Source organism: Rhodoferax sp. BLA1, assembly GCF_013416775.1.
Lineage (GTDB): Bacteria > Pseudomonadota > Gammaproteobacteria > Burkholderiales > Burkholderiaceae_C > Rhodoferax.
In genome coordinates this window covers 833131-849089 of sequence record NZ_SZVI01000013.1, presented here as the reverse complement: position 1 = coordinate 849089, position 15959 = coordinate 833131, and the positions used below count along the sequence as shown (strand labels likewise).

Here is a 15959-nt window from a genome sequence, read left to right as displayed (position 1 = left end):
TCCGATGTGCCCGCTGCTCTGTCCCGATCTGTTGTTGTCTTCCCCTTTGAACTTAGTCTGGAGTTTGTATGAAAAAAAGCCTTCTAGCCCTTATGTTGATTGGGTCATTTGCTACTTTTGGCATAGCTGCGACCATACCGCTGGACAAAGCCACCCAAGAGGACATCGCGCGCCACCGGACCATGGCCACTGCGCATGAGAACGCGGCCAAGTGCTTGGAGTCGGGCAAGTCCGACGAGGTCTGTGAAAAGCAGCTGCAGGTGGAATGCAAGGGCCTGGCGATTGGCAAGTTTTGCGGCATGAAACACACGCACTAACATCGATGGGTTTCACAAAGGGGTTGTCCATGACGGATGGGTTGCGCGCCACAGGGCGCTTGGGCTGGCGCGATGTGGCGCTGACTGTCCTGCTGTTGGCGGCAGCCGCGCATGCCCTGGCGCAGCTGAGTTCACCGATCGCCGGTGTGCCCGCTGGCACCGGCCCGGGTGTGCACAGCCCCAACAGCCCGTTTGCGCCACTGGTCGAACGTGCCGATGTGTTGCCCTGGTCGCTGCTGTCGGATGTCAAGGTCAGCGTGGTCAAAAAACGGGTGCTGCCGACCTTTCCCGCCGCCGTGCTGGCGCTGGACGGCAAGACCCAGCGGGTGCAGGGTTTCATGATGCCGCTGAGCCCGGGTCAGAAACAAACCCACTTCCTGCTGACCTCGGTGCCGCTGACCTGCGCCTTTTGCACTCCCGGCGGGCCCGAGAGCATGATCGAGGTCAAGACCCGCACCCCGGTCAAGTACTCGCTGGAGCCGGTGCTGGTGGAGGGCACCCTGGCCGTCTTGTCAGACGACTCGACGGGTCTGTACTACCGCATGCTCGATGGCCAGCAAACCAAGTGAACCAGCCCGTCCAAACACGGTTTCTGCTCTGAATCTGGGCTGGACTTGATCCTTGTCATGTTTTGAGTGCAAAACCTGTCGCACAGTAGGGTCTTTGGGCCGTATTGACCTGATTGACAAGGAGCCAAACCATGAAAGCGTTGCAAGATCTTTTTTCCACCGACTACGGGCTGATGAGTGTTGTGGTCATCGCCGCGATGATTGCGGGTCTGGGTTATGCCTATGTTGTGTTGCGGAAAAAAATGGCTGAGGCCGAACGTAGCGCGCAGAAATAAGGTTTTGTCTGGTGGGGCGGCCGACCTGAGCGCCACCCCTCGGCTGTCAGCATCCAAAACCACCTTGGCCAGCGCCTGGGTGGTTTTTGTGTTTTCATGCGTTGTCTTTTTATCCCATGTGTCGTCTGAAGTGAATAGTCCCGTTGTCTCGGCTTTGTTGCCAGTGGTTTTTTTGATTGCTATCGGGTTCATAGCCGTCCGAGCAGGTCTCGTCAGGGTTGAGGCCAATAAAGACCTCTCAAATCTGGTGTTTTCGGTGCTCACACCGGCCTTGCTGTTTCGCACCATGAGCACGGTGCATGTGGAGCAGCTCAACTTCAGGCCACTGCTCATGTACTTCGCCGCCGTGCTGCTGCTGTTCATGGGTGTTTTTGTGGGCAAGGGCCGCGACCACCGTGCCGCCGTGCTGGCGCTGGCCTGCACCTTCAGCAACACCGTGATGATTGGTATCCCTCTGATCAGCCTGGCCTACGGGCAGGCCGGCATGGTCACGCTGCTGACCCTGGTGTCGGTGCATTTGCTGGTGATGTTGACCATCACCACCGTGGTGTTGGAAATGGCCAGCGCACGCCAGGCTCGCCTGGCCGGGCAGGGCGGCCAGCAGCACATGGCGCTGACGGTGTTGTTGGCCTTGAAGGGCGGTCTGATCCACCCGGTGCCGATGCCGATCATTGCGGGTTTGTTGTTTGCGCAGACCGGACTGGTGTTGCCCGAAGTGGTGGACCGGCCGCTGCAGTTGCTGGGCGGTGCCTTTGGCCCGGTGGCGCTGGTGCTGGTGGGCGCGATGCTGACACAGGTGCAGATTGGCACCCACCTGAAAGCGGCGCTGGGCATCAGCCTGCTGAAAAACCTGGCTTTGCCTTTGCTGGTGGCGCTGTTGGGCTGGGCGCTGGGCATGGCGGGCCCGACCCTGAACGTGATGATTGTGACCGCTGCCTTGCCCATGGGCGCCAATGTGTTCCTGTTTGCCCAGCGTTACGAGGTGGCGCAAGAGCTGGTGACCGCCAGCCTGGCGGTGTCGACCTTGTTGGGCCTGGTGACGATATCGCTGGTGATGGCCTTGGTGGGCTGGCTCGGCTAAGGCGCTTGTGCTGCTGGCCCGGCGCTTTGGCCGGGTTTGTCCCGATGTTTCTTGGCTTGACGCGCCTTGGCGGCGCGCTCACACTGGTTGTGGCCAAGCTTTGATGCGGCCCCCTGTCACTGGCCGCCTTGGCCCCCACTCATTGTCCAATGACTTCATCTGGCTAAGCCTCTTGCTCTGAACCAGCCGTCTGGTGGCAGTTGGTTAATCACGTAGATACAAATAGGCATTTAATATATAATTTTGGCAAATTTTGTAGTTTGATATTAAAAAGATGGAGTTAAAGACATGAAAAATACAGACGCTGTGCAGAATGGGGCAACACCTGCCTCGGCCATGAACCGGGTCACCCAAGACTTTGCCATCAGTGAGTTTTTGGCTTTTAAGCTGGGCGAGGAAGAGTACGGTATCGACATCTTGCGGGTGCAGGAAATTCGCTCGTTCGAGCGCCCCACCCGCATGGCCAATGCACCAGAACATATTTTGGGTGTGGTCAACCTGCGTGGTGTGATCGTGCCGGTGGTGGATATGCGCATCAAGTTTCAGCTCAACCCCGTCAACTACGACAGTTTCACCGTGGTGATTGTTCTGAACATTGGCAGCCGGGTGGTGGGCATGGTGGTGGATGGTGTTTCGGATGTCATCACCCTGAGCCCGGAGCAATTACGCCCGGTGCCCGAGTTGTCTTCGGCCATTGGCAGCGACCACCTGCTGGCCATTGGTTCGCTGGAGAACCGCATGCTGATTCTGATTGACATCGAAAAACTCATGTCCAGTGCGGACCTGGGCTTGGTGTCCAGTCTGGTGCACTGAGCGCCGGAGCAACAGTTTCAACTTGGGGAGACAGCGATGAGTATGTTCAACAATCTGAAAATATCCACCCGGCTCAGCTTGGGTTTTGCGGCCATCACACTGGCTTTTTTGGTGTTGTCGGGTTTCACTGCATGGCGCATGCACCAGGTGTCGCTGGCAACTGAGCGGATGGAAACCGAAACGCAACTTCTGGACTTGGCTGAAAAGTGGCAGGCCGTCGTTCGTCAGAACTCTGCACGTTCTTTGGCTGTGGCGTATTCGCCCGGGCAAGCCATGTTTGAATTTTTCAAAGCCGACATGGCGGCCACCAGCGCCGAGACCTCAGACATCCAAAAGAAGTTTCTGGAATTGAGCAAAAGCGACGCCTCACTCCAACGTGCCCAAGCCGTCACTGAGGTTCGCAAGTCATGGCTGGCGGCGCGCGACCAGTCCAACACCTTGAAGGCTGCGGGCGACGATGCAGGTGCCCAGGCGCTGGTGCGTGAGAAGTTTGTCCCGGCCACTGCAGATTACATTCGCGTTACCCAGATTTTGGTGGATGGCCAGATCGCCAGCGTCAGCCAAACACAAGATGACATTGAGGCCATTTTCAACCAGCTCTACTTGGTGGGTGGTGCGCTGCTGGCCTTGTGCGTTGGCATCGCGGTGTTTGCCAGCTGGAGCATCTCGCGCGGTATTGCCAAAGGCATCACGCTGGCCAGCAGCGCTGCTGAGCGTATTGGTGAGGGTGATCTGAGCCAGACCTTGCCGCAGGACGGTAAAGACGAAATCTCTCACCTGTTACAAGCCCTCTCCAAAATGCAAGCCAGCCTGGTCGGGGTGGTTCAACGTGTGCGCCAAGGCTCCGAGTCGGTGGCCACCGCCAGCTCCGAGATTGCCCAGGGCAACCACGACCTCTCCAGCCGCACCGAGTCCCAAGCCAGTGCTTTGGAGGAAACCGCTGCCTCCATGGAAGAACTGTCCTCCACCGTCAAACAAAACGCCGACAACGCTCGCCAAGCCAACCAGTTGGCCCTGAGTGCCTCGACAGTCGCGGTGCAAGGCGGTGAGGTGGTTGCCCAGGTGGTTGACACCATGAAAGGCATCAACGAAGCCTCAAGAAAGATCAGCGACATCATCAGCGTGATCGATGGCATTGCCTTCCAGACCAATATCCTGGCTTTGAACGCTGCTGTCGAAGCCGCCCGGGCCGGGGAACAAGGCCGTGGTTTTGCCGTGGTGGCATCAGAGGTACGCAGCCTGGCTGGCCGCAGCGCCGAAGCCGCCAAAGAAATCAAAACCCTGATCAACAACAGCGTGGAAAGGGTTGAACAAGGTACTGACCTGGTGGATCAAGCCGGCACCACGATGACCGAGGTGGTCAACTCCATCAAACGGGTGACCGACATCATGGGCGAGATCAGCGCCGCCAGCACCGAACAAAGCCAGGGGGTTAGCCAAGTCGGTGAGGCAGTGACACAGATGGACCACGCCACCCAGCAAAACGCCGCACTGGTGGAAGAAATGGCCGCAGCCGCTTCCAGCCTCAAGTCACAAGCACAAGATCTGGTGCAGACGGTGGCGGTGTTCAAACTGGGAGACGGCAAAGAGGGGGGCATCGCCGCCCCCGCAGCACGCAGCAGCGCAGCCACCCGTCACAACGCCCCCAAACCGGCGGCAGCCAGCACCAAGCAGGCCGCTAAGCTGGTGACCCAGCCCGCACCCAAACCGGCCAGCCTGCCCCATGACAGTGGCGGCAAGGCTGGTAATGACGAGTGGGAGAGTTTCTAAGCGGTGGTGACAGGCCGGGCGCAGGCGCTGTGGTCCTCAGAACAGCACCTCGATGCGCATCAGGCTGGCCACGGCTCTGCCAGCTCTGAGCCCCGGTTCAAACACGGCCTGTTTGAACCGCTGGGTGACCTGTTGGGTAAACCAGTCCGGCGCTTCGCTCACTTCCACGTCCACCTGGGTGACTTCGCCCGTTTGGTTGATCCACAGCAGCAGCTGCAGGCGACCAGCCGTTTCGGGTGAAACGATGTCTTGCAGCTCGATCTCGCTGGCAGGCAGCGCAACGCGGGAGAGAAACTCCGAGGGCAAGTAGCCGTTCTCGCTGTCTGAGGGCGGCTCTGCGGCGGGTGAGGGCTGCGACGTGGAGTCCGATGCCTCTGGCTCGGCAGTCTGGGGTGTCGGCGGTGCGGGCGCGGACGTCTGCTGGGGCGGTTGGCGCAGCGTGAGTTGTGAGACTGGGGTCGGGCGCAGCACCCGCAGAATCACCCGCTGGTCCTGCTGGCCACGCAGCCAGGATGGCAGCCAAGCCTTGTTGGCTGGCCAGAGCAGCAGCGCATGTAACAACAGCGACACCAGCAAGGCGCACAGCGGCACTCTCCAGACGCTGATAGAACCAGAGTTCAGGGTGCCAGACGCTCTCGAATCCATAGTGCTGAGCCCTTGTCAGATAAGGGCTGTAGGCTGTAACGGAGTCTATCGTGCAAACGACTCTTGCGCCCTTGCCAAAACTCCCAGCGCTCGGGTTTCAGGCGGTAACCGCCCCAATGGGGTGGCCGGGGTGGTTGCAGCAAAAACTGGGCGCCATACCTGGCCGCGTTGGCCACCAACACCCCGCGCCCGCTGATCACCTGGCTTTGCGGGCTGGCCCAGGCGCCAATGCGGCTGTCAAGTGGGCGGCTGTTGAAGTAGGTGTCACTCTCGGTTTCACTGACTTTTTCCACGATGCCTTCGATGCGCACTACGCGCTCGAGCTCGACCCAGTGGAACTGCAGCGCGGCATAGGGGTTGCCCGCCAGCTCCTGTCCTTTACGGGACTCAAAATTGGTGTACCAGACGATGCCGCGTTCGTCATAACCCTTGATCAGCACCACGCGGGTGCTTGGGCGCAGATCACTGCTTACGGTGGCCAGCGTCATCGCATTGGGTTCAGGCACCTCGGCGTGTATGGCTTCTTGCAGCCATTGTTCGAATTGTCTGAGGGGGGCGGCGTGGGATGCGTCTTCGTTGAGTTCGGCACGTTCGTAACTCTTGCGCAGGTCAGCTAATGTGGTCATGGGCTCAGTATAAAGAGGCCATCGGGGTTGATGCATCAGTCAATGTGTGGCACTGTCTGGTATTCAACTGTACCGGCCAGGTACCCGGACGGACGTTGCCAGAGATCAGACTGGGTTACCATTGCGTATGTAATTTAGTTACCAATTTTTTCAATCACCATGAAACTCAATACCACCGTTGACGCCGTCACCCAGCGCATCATCCAGCGCAGCCAACCCACACGCAGCGCCTATCTGAAGCAGGTGCAGGCTGACGGACAACGCCCGCCGGGTGCCCAGCGCATGGGTTGCGCCAATGTGGCACATGCGTTTGCCGGCATGCCGGGCAACGACAAGCTGCGTGTGGTGGCCGAGAAAGCGCCCAACATTGGTATCGTCACCGCCTACAACGACATGTTGTCGGCCCACACCCCGCTGGGTCATTACCCGGATCTGATCAAGGCCGAGGCCCGACTGCATGGCGCCACCGCCCAGGTCGCCGGTGGCGTGCCGGCCATGTGTGATGGTGTCACCCAGGGCCAGCCGGGCATGGAGCTGAGCCTGTTCTCGCGCGACGTGATCGCCATGGGCACGGCGGTGGCGCTGAGCCACGATGTGTTTGCCGGGGCGCTGATGCTGGGGGTGTGTGACAAGATCGTGCCGGGCCTGCTGATCGGCGCGCTGCAATTTGGCCATGTGCCGACGGTGTTTGTGCCCGCCGGGCCCATGACCACCGGCCTGTCCAACAACGACAAATCCAAGGTGCGTGAAAAAGCCGCCCAAGGCCTGGTCGGTCGCCCCGAATTGCTGGCGGCTGAATCTGCCGCCTACCACGGCGAGGGCACCTGCACTTTTTACGGCACCGCCAACAGCAACCAGATGCTGCTTGAAGCCATGGGCCTGCATGTGCCGGGCACCGCCTTCATCAACCCGGGCGCCAGCATCCGCGACGAACTCACGCGTGAAGCCTTGCGCACCGTGCTGGGCAGTGCGGATGACAAGTGCCCGCCGATTGGCCTGGTGGTGGACGAGCGCTGTATCGTCAACGCCATGGTGGCCTTGTTGGCCACCGGTGGCTCGACCAACCACCTGATCCACTGGGTGGCGGTGGCGCGGGCGGCTGGCATTGTGATCGACTGGGACGATTTTTCGGCCTTGTCCGACGTGGTGCCGCTGCTGACGCGTGTCTACCCCAATGGCAGCGCCGATGTGAACCAGTTCCAGGCCGCTGGCGGCCCGGGTTTTGTGATCCGTGAGTTGCTCGACGGTGGTTTCATGCATGCCGATGTGCTGACCGTGTGCTCCGGTGGGTTGCGCGAGTACACCCGCGTGCCCGCAGCACCGGCGCCGGTTTCTGAGGAAAAAACGTCTCCAGCCCTGATCTGGCAAGAGATCGGTGCTAGCAAAGATGAGTCTGTGGTGCGCCCGGCCAGTGAGCCGTTCAGCCCCAGCGGTGGCCTGAAACTGCTGCTCGGCAACCTGGGCCGCAGCGTGATCAAGATCTCGGCCGTGCCCGATGACCGCCATGTGATCGAGGCACCGTGCCGCGTATTTGACTCGCAAGACGCCCTGCAAAAAGCCTTTGCCGCCAACGAACTCAACCAGGATGTGGTGTGTGTGGTGCGCTGGCAGGGCCCCAAGGCCAACGGCATGCCCGAGTTGCACAAGCTCACCCCACCACTGGCGGTGTTGCAGGGCAAGGGTTTCCGCGTGGCGCTGGTGACCGACGGGCGCATGAGTGGTGCCTCCGGCAAGGTGCCTGCAGCCATTCACGTCTCGCCCGAGGCGGTGGCCGGTGGCCCGCTGGCACGCGTGCGCGACGGTGATGTGATCCGGCTTGACGCCCCGGCGGGCACGCTGCAGGTGCTGGTGCCAGAGGCGGAGTGGGCCGCACGTGAGGTCGCCCACATGCCCGACGCCCTGCGCGCCGCCAACGGCGTGGGCATGGGCCGCGCGTTGTTTGCGAGCATGCGGCGCAACGCCAGCAGCGCCGAAGAGGGCGCCTGCAGCTGGTTGTGATACCAAGCACGGTCTTTACCCACCCCCACCTGTCATTCTGATCCCGCCGGGCGTGCTCGCCTGGCGTGCTTTTCTTCCATTTTTTAGAAAGTTCTCATGAACACAACTACCTCTCTGACCGCCCTGCAGGTCATGCAAGACGCACCGGTGATCCCGGTCATTGTGTTGAACGATGTGGCGCATGCGGTGCCGCTGGCACGTGCTTTTCTGGCCGGTGGCATCCGTATGCTGGAGGTGACCTTACGCACGCCGCAGGCGCTGGCCTGTATCGAAGCGATTGCGCGTGAGGTGCCCGAGGCCATGGTGGGTGCTGGCACGGTGCGCAGTGCGTCTGATGCCCAGGCCGCAGCCAATGCCGGGGCCCGTTTTGCGGTGAGCCCGGGCTACACCAGCGCGGTGGGGCAGGCTTGCCGCGATGCCAAACTGGCGCTGTTGCCCGGCGTCGCCACCGGCAGCGAGATCATGCGTGCGAGTGAAGATGGCTTCACTGAGCTCAAGTTTTTCCCCGCCGTCCAAGCCGGTGGGGTGGGCATGCTCAAGGCCTGGGGTGGCCCGTTTTTTGACGTGAAGTTCTGCCCCACCGGTGGCATCACGCTGCAAAACGCGCCCGACTTCCTGGCGCTGTCCAACGTGGTGTGTGTGGGCGGCTCCTGGCTGGTGCCGGCCCAGGTGGCCGAGTCGGGCGACTGGGGCCGCGTCACCCGCCTGGCGCTGGAAACCAAGGCCTTGCACCAATAAGTTCTGGCGCACGCTGGCGCCAGCCCGGTGCTGGTGTCAGCGCAAACCCAGACCGGTGCTGCCTTCGGCGCGCTCGATCAACTCGATCTTGTAGCCGTCCGGATCAACCACAAAGGCGATCACCGTTGTGCCGCCCTGCACCGGGCCGGCCTCACGCGTGATCTTGCCACCGGCCGCGCGGATCTTGTCGCAGGCGGCCTTGGCGTCTGGCACCCCCAGCGCGATGTGGCCAAAAGCACTGCCCAGGTCGTAACTGTCCACCCCCCAGTTGTAGGTCAGCTCGATCTCGGCCTGGCCGGGGTTACCGCCCTCGAAGCCGAGGAAGGCCAGGCTGTATTTGTACTCGGGGTTGTCCGACTGGCGCAGCAGGGTCATGCCCAGCACCTGGGTGTAGAAGTCGATCGCGCGTTGCAGGTTGCCGACGCGCAGCATGGTGTGAAGAATTCGCATGGTGGAAGCTCAAAAAAATTGAAACAAGGGGTGAGATCAAGACTTGGCTACATCGCATTAGCAGACCAGGGTCTTGGGCCGTTTTCAGGCCATGGTTGGGGAATAATGGCGCCTATTGTCAACCAACCCGAGTAGATCATGCCTGCGTTTACCAAAGTCGTTTTGTTCACCGATACCGATGGCCGCGCCCGTTTCCGCGAGGAAACCGTCACGCTGGACCCCGTCAAGCCTCAGGTGGCTTTGTCGGCCCTGATGCCCTCTGGCGGGATGCAACTGCGCCACAGCCCGGTGGGTTTTGTCAGTGGCATGCATTGCACCACCGACCCGCAGTGGGTGTTTATTCTGGGTGGCCAGATGGAAATTTTCCTGCAGGACGGCAGCTCGCGCCTTTTCAAGGCAGGTGAGCACTTTTACTCAGCCGACGTGGTGCCCGAAGGCCAAAGCTTTGATGCCAGCGTCCACGGCCACTGGAGCCGCCAGGTTGGACCTGACGAGCTGGTGACCCTGTTTGTGCGCAGCTGAAGCCAACACACCAGCAGCTGCTGGTGTGTACGTTTGCTATTGATTAAGTAGCTATTGGCCCTTATGGATAAAGGGTTAGAGTGTTAAAAGGCTAAAAAAACAAGGGGGCTTCAAGCCCCTTTGTTGTGTGGCTCAGCGGCTGCTGGGGCCACGTGAACCGCCGCCAGCAGGACCACCTGAGCGGCCACCACGGCTGCCGGAGCGGTTGCCGCCGCCCGAGCGGCTCGGGCCACTGCCAAAGCCAGCGCCTGCCGGGCCGGCATTGCGGTTGCCGCCACCAAAACCACCGCCATTGCGACGCGGGCCACGGTCAGACATCATATCGACGCTGGTGCGCATCGGGTCGGGTTGACCACCGGCGCCGCGAGCGGGTGCGGGGGCTGGGCCACCGTAACCTCCGCCGTTGCCACCACCGTAACCACGCGCCGGGCGTTGACCCGGGCCACGCACCGCTTGTTCAGCGGCGGACAAATGGCTGCGTGGTTCGGCACTGCGGCCACCACCGTCGGCATCAAAGTTGCCGTCGTTGCGCGGGTTGGCAGGGCGGCCTTCGCCACCAGCCGGACGGGGGCCTCGGCCACCACCACCGCTGCGGCCACGACCTGCACCACCATTGCCACCGCCATTGGCGGGGCGGGCGGCGCCTGGGCCCTTGCTTTCACGCACGCGTGTCAGCATCTCGGTGCGGGCGGCCTTGGCGGCAGCCATCATCACGTCGCGGCTCGGGGGTTTGCCAGCGCCGCCCCAGATGGTCTGGCGGCCCATGGCGATGGGTTCGGCTTTTTCACCGGGTTCGGGCATGAACTCGGCAATGATCTGCACCGGAATGTCTTGTTTGGTGAAGCGCTCAATGGCTTGCATGAAGCCTTCCTCGTCCAGGCTCACCAGGCTGACCGCCTGGCCTTCGGCGCCAGCACGACCGGTGCGGCCAATGCGGTGCACATAGTCTTCACAGACGTTGGGGATGTCGTAGTTCACCACATGCGGTAGGTCGTCGATGTCGATGCCACGGGCGGCAATGTCGGTGGCGACCAGGGCGCGCACGTCGCCACTTTTGAAGTCAGCCAGCGCCTGGGTGCGCGCGGTCTGGCTCTTGTTGCCATGCAAGGCCATGGCGGCGATGCCGTTCTTGGTGAGGAACTCGGCCACATTGTTGGCGCCAAACTTGGTACGGGTGAACACCAGCACTTGGCTCCAGTTGTGTTCTTGCACGATGTGGGCAAGCAAGGCCTTTTTCTTGCCGCGACCCACGGGGTGGATCAGCTGGGTGATGCGTTGCACCGTGGTGTTGCGCGGGGTGACTTGCACACTTTGCGGGTTTTTCAGCAAGGTGGCGGCGAGTTCACGGATTTCGTCGCTGAAGGTGGCTGAGAACAACAGGCTTTGCTTTTCTTTGGGCACCGCTGCCAGCACTTTTTTGACGTCATGGATGAAACCCATGTCGAGCATGCGGTCGGCTTCGTCGAGCACCAGGATCTGCACCTGGCCGAGGTCGAGCATGCCTTGTTGCATCAGGTCGAGCAGCCGCCCGGGGGTGGCCACCAGCACGTCCACGCCTTTTTTCATGCGGCTGATCTGGGGGTTCATGCCGACACCGCCAAACACGGCGGCTGAAGTGATCTCCAGGTATTTGCCGTAAGTTTGCACGGACTCTTCGACCTGGGCCGCCAGTTCGCGGGTGGGGGTCAGCACCAGGGCGCGGATGCCGATACCACCAAACTTGTTGCGAGGGGCTTCCTGTGCGCAGAGCTTGTTGAGCATCGGCAGCACAAACGCCGCGGTTTTGCCGGTGCCGGTCTGGGCACCACCCAGCAGGTCGTGCCCTTCGAGCACCAGCGGTATCGCCTGGGCCTGAATCGGTGTGGGGTTTTCATAGCCTTGCTCGAGCACAGCTTTGATGATGGCCGGGGCCAGATTGAGTTCTTCAAATTTCATGGTGAGGTGCACCCCATCCAGGGTGCCAGGACATCAGCCCGTTTTGGCGCGTTGTCGCGACAATTCAGTCAAAGGCAGATGGGATCAAAAACGGAGCCTCACACATGATGAAACTCCCAGCAAGGTGCTGACGTCTCAGGTAACTGAAGTCCTGAAACAGCGGCGATTGTCGCACGGACACGGTGACTGTGGCTGCGCTAGCGTCGATAATGGGGGTTTTTCACAGAAGCAACATTTCAAGTCCTATGGCTCAATACGTATTTTCAATGAACCGCCTCGGCAAGATCGTGCCGCCCAAGCGGCATATCCTGAAAGACATTTCGCTGAGTTTTTTCCCGGGCGCCAAGATTGGCGTGCTGGGCACCAATGGTTCGGGCAAGTCCACGCTGCTCAAGATCATGGCTGGGCTGGACAAGGAAATTGAAGGCGAAGCCATTCCCATGGCCGGACTGAACATCGGTTATCTGCCGCAGGAGCCGCAGTTGGACCCGACCCAGACCGTGCGCGAGAGCATTGAAGCCGGGATGGGCAAGGTATTTGCCGCCAAGGCGCGTCTGGAAGAGGTGTACATCGCCTACGGCGCCGAAGATGCCGACTTTGACGCTCTGGCCGCAGAGCAGGCCGAACTGGAAGCCATCATTGCCACCGCTGGCACCGATTCCGAGCACCAACTTGAAATTGCCGCTGACGCCCTGCGTCTGCCACCCTGGGATGCGGTGATTGGTGTGCTTTCTGGCGGAGAAAAACGCCGCGTGGCCTTGTGCAGCCTGTTGCTGAGCCACCCGGACATGTTATTGTTGGATGAGCCAACCAATCACTTGGATGCTGAATCCGTGGACTGGCTGGAGCAATTTTTGCAGCGTTATAGCGGCACCGTGGTGGCGATCACACATGATCGCTACTTTCTGGACAATGCTGCCGAGTGGATTCTGGAAATGGACCGGGGCTCGGGCATCCCTTACAAGGGCAATTACAGCTCCTGGATGGAGCAAAAGCAGGCACGTCTGGAGCAGGAGAAGAAGGGCGAGGAGTCCCGCGCCAAGACCCTTAAGAAAGAACTGGAGTGGTCACGCCAGAATCCCAAGGCACGCCAGGCCAAGAGCAAGGCCCGTCTGGCCCGCTTCGAGGAGCTGTCTGACTTTGAATACCAGAAACGCAACGAAACCAACGAAATCTTCATCCCTGTGGCCGACCGCCTGGGCCAGGAGGTCATTGAATTCGTCAATGTCAGCAAGTCATTTGGTGACCGCGTGTTGATTGACAACCTGAGCTTCAAGGTGCCGCCAGGCGCTATTGTTGGCATCATCGGCCCCAACGGTGCCGGTAAATCCACCTTGTTCCGCATGATTTCAGGTCAGCAGCAACCCGACAGCGGAGAGGTCAAGATTGGCCAAACTGTCAAGATGGCCTTTGTGGACCAGAATCGTGACGACCTGGCGAATGAAAAAACCGTATGGGAAGATGTCTCGGGCGGGCTGGACATGCTCAATATTGGCAAGTTCACCATGGCCAGCCGGGCCTACTGTGGCCGCTTCAACTTCAATGGATCTGACCAACAAAAGCGCGTTGGCACGTTGTCCGGCGGGGAACGTGGCCGCTTGCATCTGGCCAAGACACTGATTGCGGGCGGCAATGTGCTGATGCTCGATGAACCCTCCAACGATCTGGACGTGGAAACCTTGCGTGCGCTGGAAGACGCTTTGCTGGAGTTTGCGGGTTCCATCATGGTCATCAGCCATGACCGCTGGTTCCTTGACCGCATTGCCACCCACATCTTGGCCTGCGAGGGTGACAGCCAGTGGACCTTCTACAACGGCAATTACCACGACTACGAAGAGGACAAGAAGAAACGCCTGGGTGAAGAGGGCGCCAAGCCCAAACGCATGCGTTTCAAGGCACTGAAGTAGGCTCTCCACGAGGATCAATCACCATGTCGACAGCTGATTCGTCCATTCCTGGATTGCCAATCTACCAGAGCCTGCTGGAGTCAGCGGCACGGACGAGTGCCAGCATGTTGTCGCAGGTGTTGGGTTTGGCCCGCAAAACCCTGCGCACCGAGGTGTCCACGGCTCGGGGTTTTCTGGAGCGTGACCAGCTGGAACTCAGTGTCAAGTTGATGGAGTCACACACACCGAGCCTGTGCGAACGTTTCCCGGCTATCTTGCTGGAGATCTTTCGCGGCCATGGTGATGCAGTGGCCAAAACCGGTGTTCTGGGTGAGCAAGCCTTGCGCTTGGATCAGCTTGAACTAATGGATGAGAGCCAGGTTCAGGAGCGTGTGGAACTGGCTCGTATGTTGCAGCATGTGTTGCTGGACGCCGAGCTGGCCCTGCCCGAGTTCAACAGTTTTGTGTGTGCGCTGGTGGGCTTGGACCGGGTTTCACCCGAACACAATCCGCTGCGCCCCGACTCGTATGTCAAGGCCTTGCAGCAGCTCATGACCGAGATGCGGGTACCAACACAGGTACGTGCCATCTGGTTGCGTCACCTGTCAGCCCCGCTTGGGAGTGCGTTGCGTGAGGCGTATCTGCAATGGACCGAGCAGCTTCGCAGCCAGGACGTGCGCCGGGTGGGGTTCACTGTGATTCGCACTCCCGAGGTGGTGACCGAGGTGGTGGATCACGGTCGTTCGGGCCGTGCCGAGCGCGCGGTGTGGACCCCCGAATATCGGCAAACGGTGCTGACACTGGACAAGTTGCGGCAGCTGATGTCTGGCCATCTGGATGACGGTCCGCCAGACAGTCCCAAAGAGGCGTTTGCCCAGCAGTTTGCGCGTGAGTTCGAGCAAGGCAAGGCGCCAGCTGGGTCGCCAGACCATGGCCCTGAAACTGCTTTTCAGGCCACCTTGCCAGCGGCTCTGGATGCCTTGCAGGAGATGCAGCAAGTTGATACGGTGGTGCTGCGCATGCAACAACGCCCGGCACCACCCAAAGGGCGTGCAACTGACACACGGCCGCCTGGTGCGGTTGTGCGTGAAGAGTTGACACGCAGTGCCAAGTCGATGAGTCAGGTGCTGAGCCTGGAAGTGGTGTCCCTGATGGCGGAAAACCTGATCAAGGACAGCCGCTTGTTGCCCCAGGTGAGGAAAGTCATTGAGCGCTTGGAGCCCGCGCTGCTGCGGCTGGTGATTGTTGACCCACGTTTTTTCATTGACAAGGCGCACCCGGCGCGACTGTTGCTCAACGAAATTTCGCAACGGGGTTTGGCATTTGGCTCAGAAACTGATCCGGATTTTGAGGCTTTCCTGCTGTCTTTGCAGCGGCATGTGAGTCCCTTGGCGGTGCTCAATATCGAGGGTGTCCAGCCCTTTGAGGCGGCGCTCAAGCAGCTTCTGCAGGAGTGGGACAACCCCGAGGTGCAGGACACGGTCAGCAGCCAGATTCAAAGTGCGGCGGCGGTGTTGGGTTATGCCGAGGAGCGCAATTTGCTGGCCACCCAAATGGCGAGCCACTTGATGAAGATGTCTGGCATGTCCAGGGTGCCGACGGACGTGATTGATTTTTTGTGCGGCCCTTGGTCACATGTGATGGCCGAGGCGCAACTCAAAGCCGCGCCAGGTACCGACGACCCTGGTGCTTACAGGGCGCTGGTTGCCGACCTGTTGTGGAGCGCACAACCGGATCTGACGCGCAAAGATGTTGGGCGCTTGACCAAGCTGGTGCCCCGGCTGCTGTCGGGTCTGCGTGAAGGCCTGGGTCTGATTGGTTACCCCTCCACCAAAACCAGCGTCTTTTTTGATGTCTTGATGAAGCAGCACCATCAGGCTTTCAGGCCTGCCACGCAGGAGGAGGCGGCTGCACCGGAGGGTCTCGATGCCAGCTTGGTGAGCAATCAGGACCACTGGGTGGCGCCTGCCGAGGCCAAGGCCTCCGGTTTCATGGATTTTGCGGACGAAGAAGTGGCAGACCTGCCCAAGTCGACACCCTTGTCTTTGCCGCCGCAAACCAGCACCGTGCCCTTGGCGGTAGGTGCCTGGATCGAGTTGTACCTCTCGGGGGCCTGGCATCGGGTGCAGTTGTCGTGGATCAGTCCGCACGGCACCATGTTCTTGTTTACCAGTGTGAGTGGCAAAACCCAGTCAATGACCCAGCGCTTTTACGAACGCATGTTGGCAGAAGGCAAGCTGCGGGTGGTGTCAGACCAGGCTTCGATGGTAGAAGGCGCTCTGGACGCTGTGGTTCGCACGGCGATGCGCAATAGCATCGGCTCTGGGGCCTGAA

General features: G+C 60.5%; 15 protein-coding genes. 11 read left to right on the top strand and 4 right to left on the bottom strand.

Annotated features, from left to right (window positions below):
- Window positions 1–68: 68 nt before the first annotated feature.
- The 6 genes from FDG13_RS19450 to FDG13_RS19425 all read left to right on the top strand — a co-directional run bounded on the left by FDG13_RS19450 (window position 69) and on the right by FDG13_RS19425 (window position 4825).
- Entirely contained in the window at window positions 69–317 is a 249-nt protein-coding gene (locus FDG13_RS19450) for a hypothetical protein (RefSeq protein WP_180132317.1), read from the top strand.
- A gap of 29 nt (window positions 318–346) precedes the next feature.
- Entirely contained in the window at window positions 347–886 is a 540-nt protein-coding gene (locus FDG13_RS19445; protein WP_255435331.1) for a DUF3299 domain-containing protein, read from the top strand.
- A gap of 131 nt (window positions 887–1017) precedes the next feature.
- Window positions 1018–1161 carry a DUF3149 domain-containing protein gene (locus FDG13_RS19440; protein WP_180132315.1) on the top strand — a complete coding sequence of 48 codons (144 nt, stop codon included), beginning with the start codon at window positions 1018–1020 and terminating at the stop codon, window positions 1159–1161.
- Window positions 1162–1291: 130 nt separating this feature from the next.
- On the top strand, window positions 1292–2242 hold the full coding sequence (locus tag FDG13_RS19435; RefSeq protein ID WP_180132314.1) for an AEC family transporter: 951 nt from the start codon (window positions 1292–1294) through the stop codon (window positions 2240–2242).
- Between the two features lie 336 nt (window positions 2243–2578).
- Window positions 2579–3055, top strand: a complete 477-nt coding sequence (locus FDG13_RS19430; protein WP_180132588.1) for a chemotaxis protein CheW — start codon at window positions 2579–2581, stop codon at window positions 3053–3055.
- A gap of 36 nt (window positions 3056–3091) precedes the next feature.
- A complete protein-coding gene (locus FDG13_RS19425; protein ID WP_180132313.1) occupies window positions 3092–4825 on the top strand; it encodes a methyl-accepting chemotaxis protein in 1734 nt (577 codons plus the stop codon).
- 36 nt (window positions 4826–4861) lie between these two features.
- On the opposite strand, the gene FDG13_RS19420 is transcribed toward FDG13_RS19425, so the two are convergent.
- Both FDG13_RS19420 and pdxH read right to left on the bottom strand, forming a co-directional pair.
- Complete coding sequence (locus tag FDG13_RS19420; RefSeq protein ID WP_180132312.1) at window positions 4862–5470, bottom strand: energy transducer TonB; 609 nt, start codon at window positions 5468–5470, stop codon at window positions 4862–4864.
- Window positions 5443–6096, bottom strand: a complete 654-nt coding sequence (pdxH, locus tag FDG13_RS19415) for a pyridoxamine 5'-phosphate oxidase (protein WP_180132311.1) — start codon at window positions 6094–6096, stop codon at window positions 5443–5445. Before pdxH ends, FDG13_RS19420 begins: the two co-directional genes overlap by 28 nt.
- A gap of 159 nt (window positions 6097–6255) precedes the next feature.
- Between pdxH and edd the strand changes: the two genes are divergently transcribed.
- Both edd and eda read left to right on the top strand, forming a co-directional pair.
- Entirely contained in the window at window positions 6256–8094 is a 1839-nt protein-coding gene (gene edd, locus FDG13_RS19410; protein WP_180132310.1) for a phosphogluconate dehydratase, read from the top strand.
- Window positions 8095–8190: 96 nt separating this feature from the next.
- Window positions 8191–8832 (top strand): bifunctional 4-hydroxy-2-oxoglutarate aldolase/2-dehydro-3-deoxy-phosphogluconate aldolase, encoded by a 642-nt coding sequence (eda, locus tag FDG13_RS19405; protein WP_180132309.1) that lies wholly within the window; start codon window positions 8191–8193, stop codon window positions 8830–8832.
- A gap of 36 nt (window positions 8833–8868) precedes the next feature.
- On the opposite strand, the gene gloA is transcribed toward eda, so the two are convergent.
- Window positions 8869–9282, bottom strand: coding sequence for a lactoylglutathione lyase (gene gloA / locus FDG13_RS19400; protein WP_180132308.1), 414 nt, complete (start codon window positions 9280–9282; stop codon window positions 8869–8871).
- A gap of 138 nt (window positions 9283–9420) precedes the next feature.
- Between gloA and FDG13_RS19395 the strand changes: the two genes are divergently transcribed.
- Window positions 9421–9804: a hypothetical protein gene (locus FDG13_RS19395; protein ID WP_180132307.1), complete on the top strand. Its 384-nt coding sequence runs from the start codon at window positions 9421–9423 to the stop codon at window positions 9802–9804.
- Window positions 9805–9936: 132 nt separating this feature from the next.
- Here FDG13_RS19395 and FDG13_RS19390 read toward each other — a convergent pair whose 3' ends face one another.
- Entirely contained in the window at window positions 9937–11739 is a 1803-nt protein-coding gene (locus FDG13_RS19390) for a DEAD/DEAH box helicase (protein ID WP_180132306.1), read from the bottom strand.
- 245 nt (window positions 11740–11984) lie between these two features.
- Between FDG13_RS19390 and ettA the strand changes: the two genes are divergently transcribed.
- Window positions 11985–13646, top strand: a complete 1662-nt coding sequence (gene ettA, locus FDG13_RS19385) for an energy-dependent translational throttle protein EttA (protein ID WP_180132305.1) — start codon at window positions 11985–11987, stop codon at window positions 13644–13646.
- 23 nt (window positions 13647–13669) lie between these two features.
- Window positions 13670–15958 carry a DUF1631 family protein gene (locus FDG13_RS19380; RefSeq protein ID WP_180132304.1) on the top strand — a complete coding sequence of 763 codons (2289 nt, stop codon included), beginning with the start codon at window positions 13670–13672 and terminating at the stop codon, window positions 15956–15958.
- Window position 15959 lies beyond the last annotated feature (1 nt).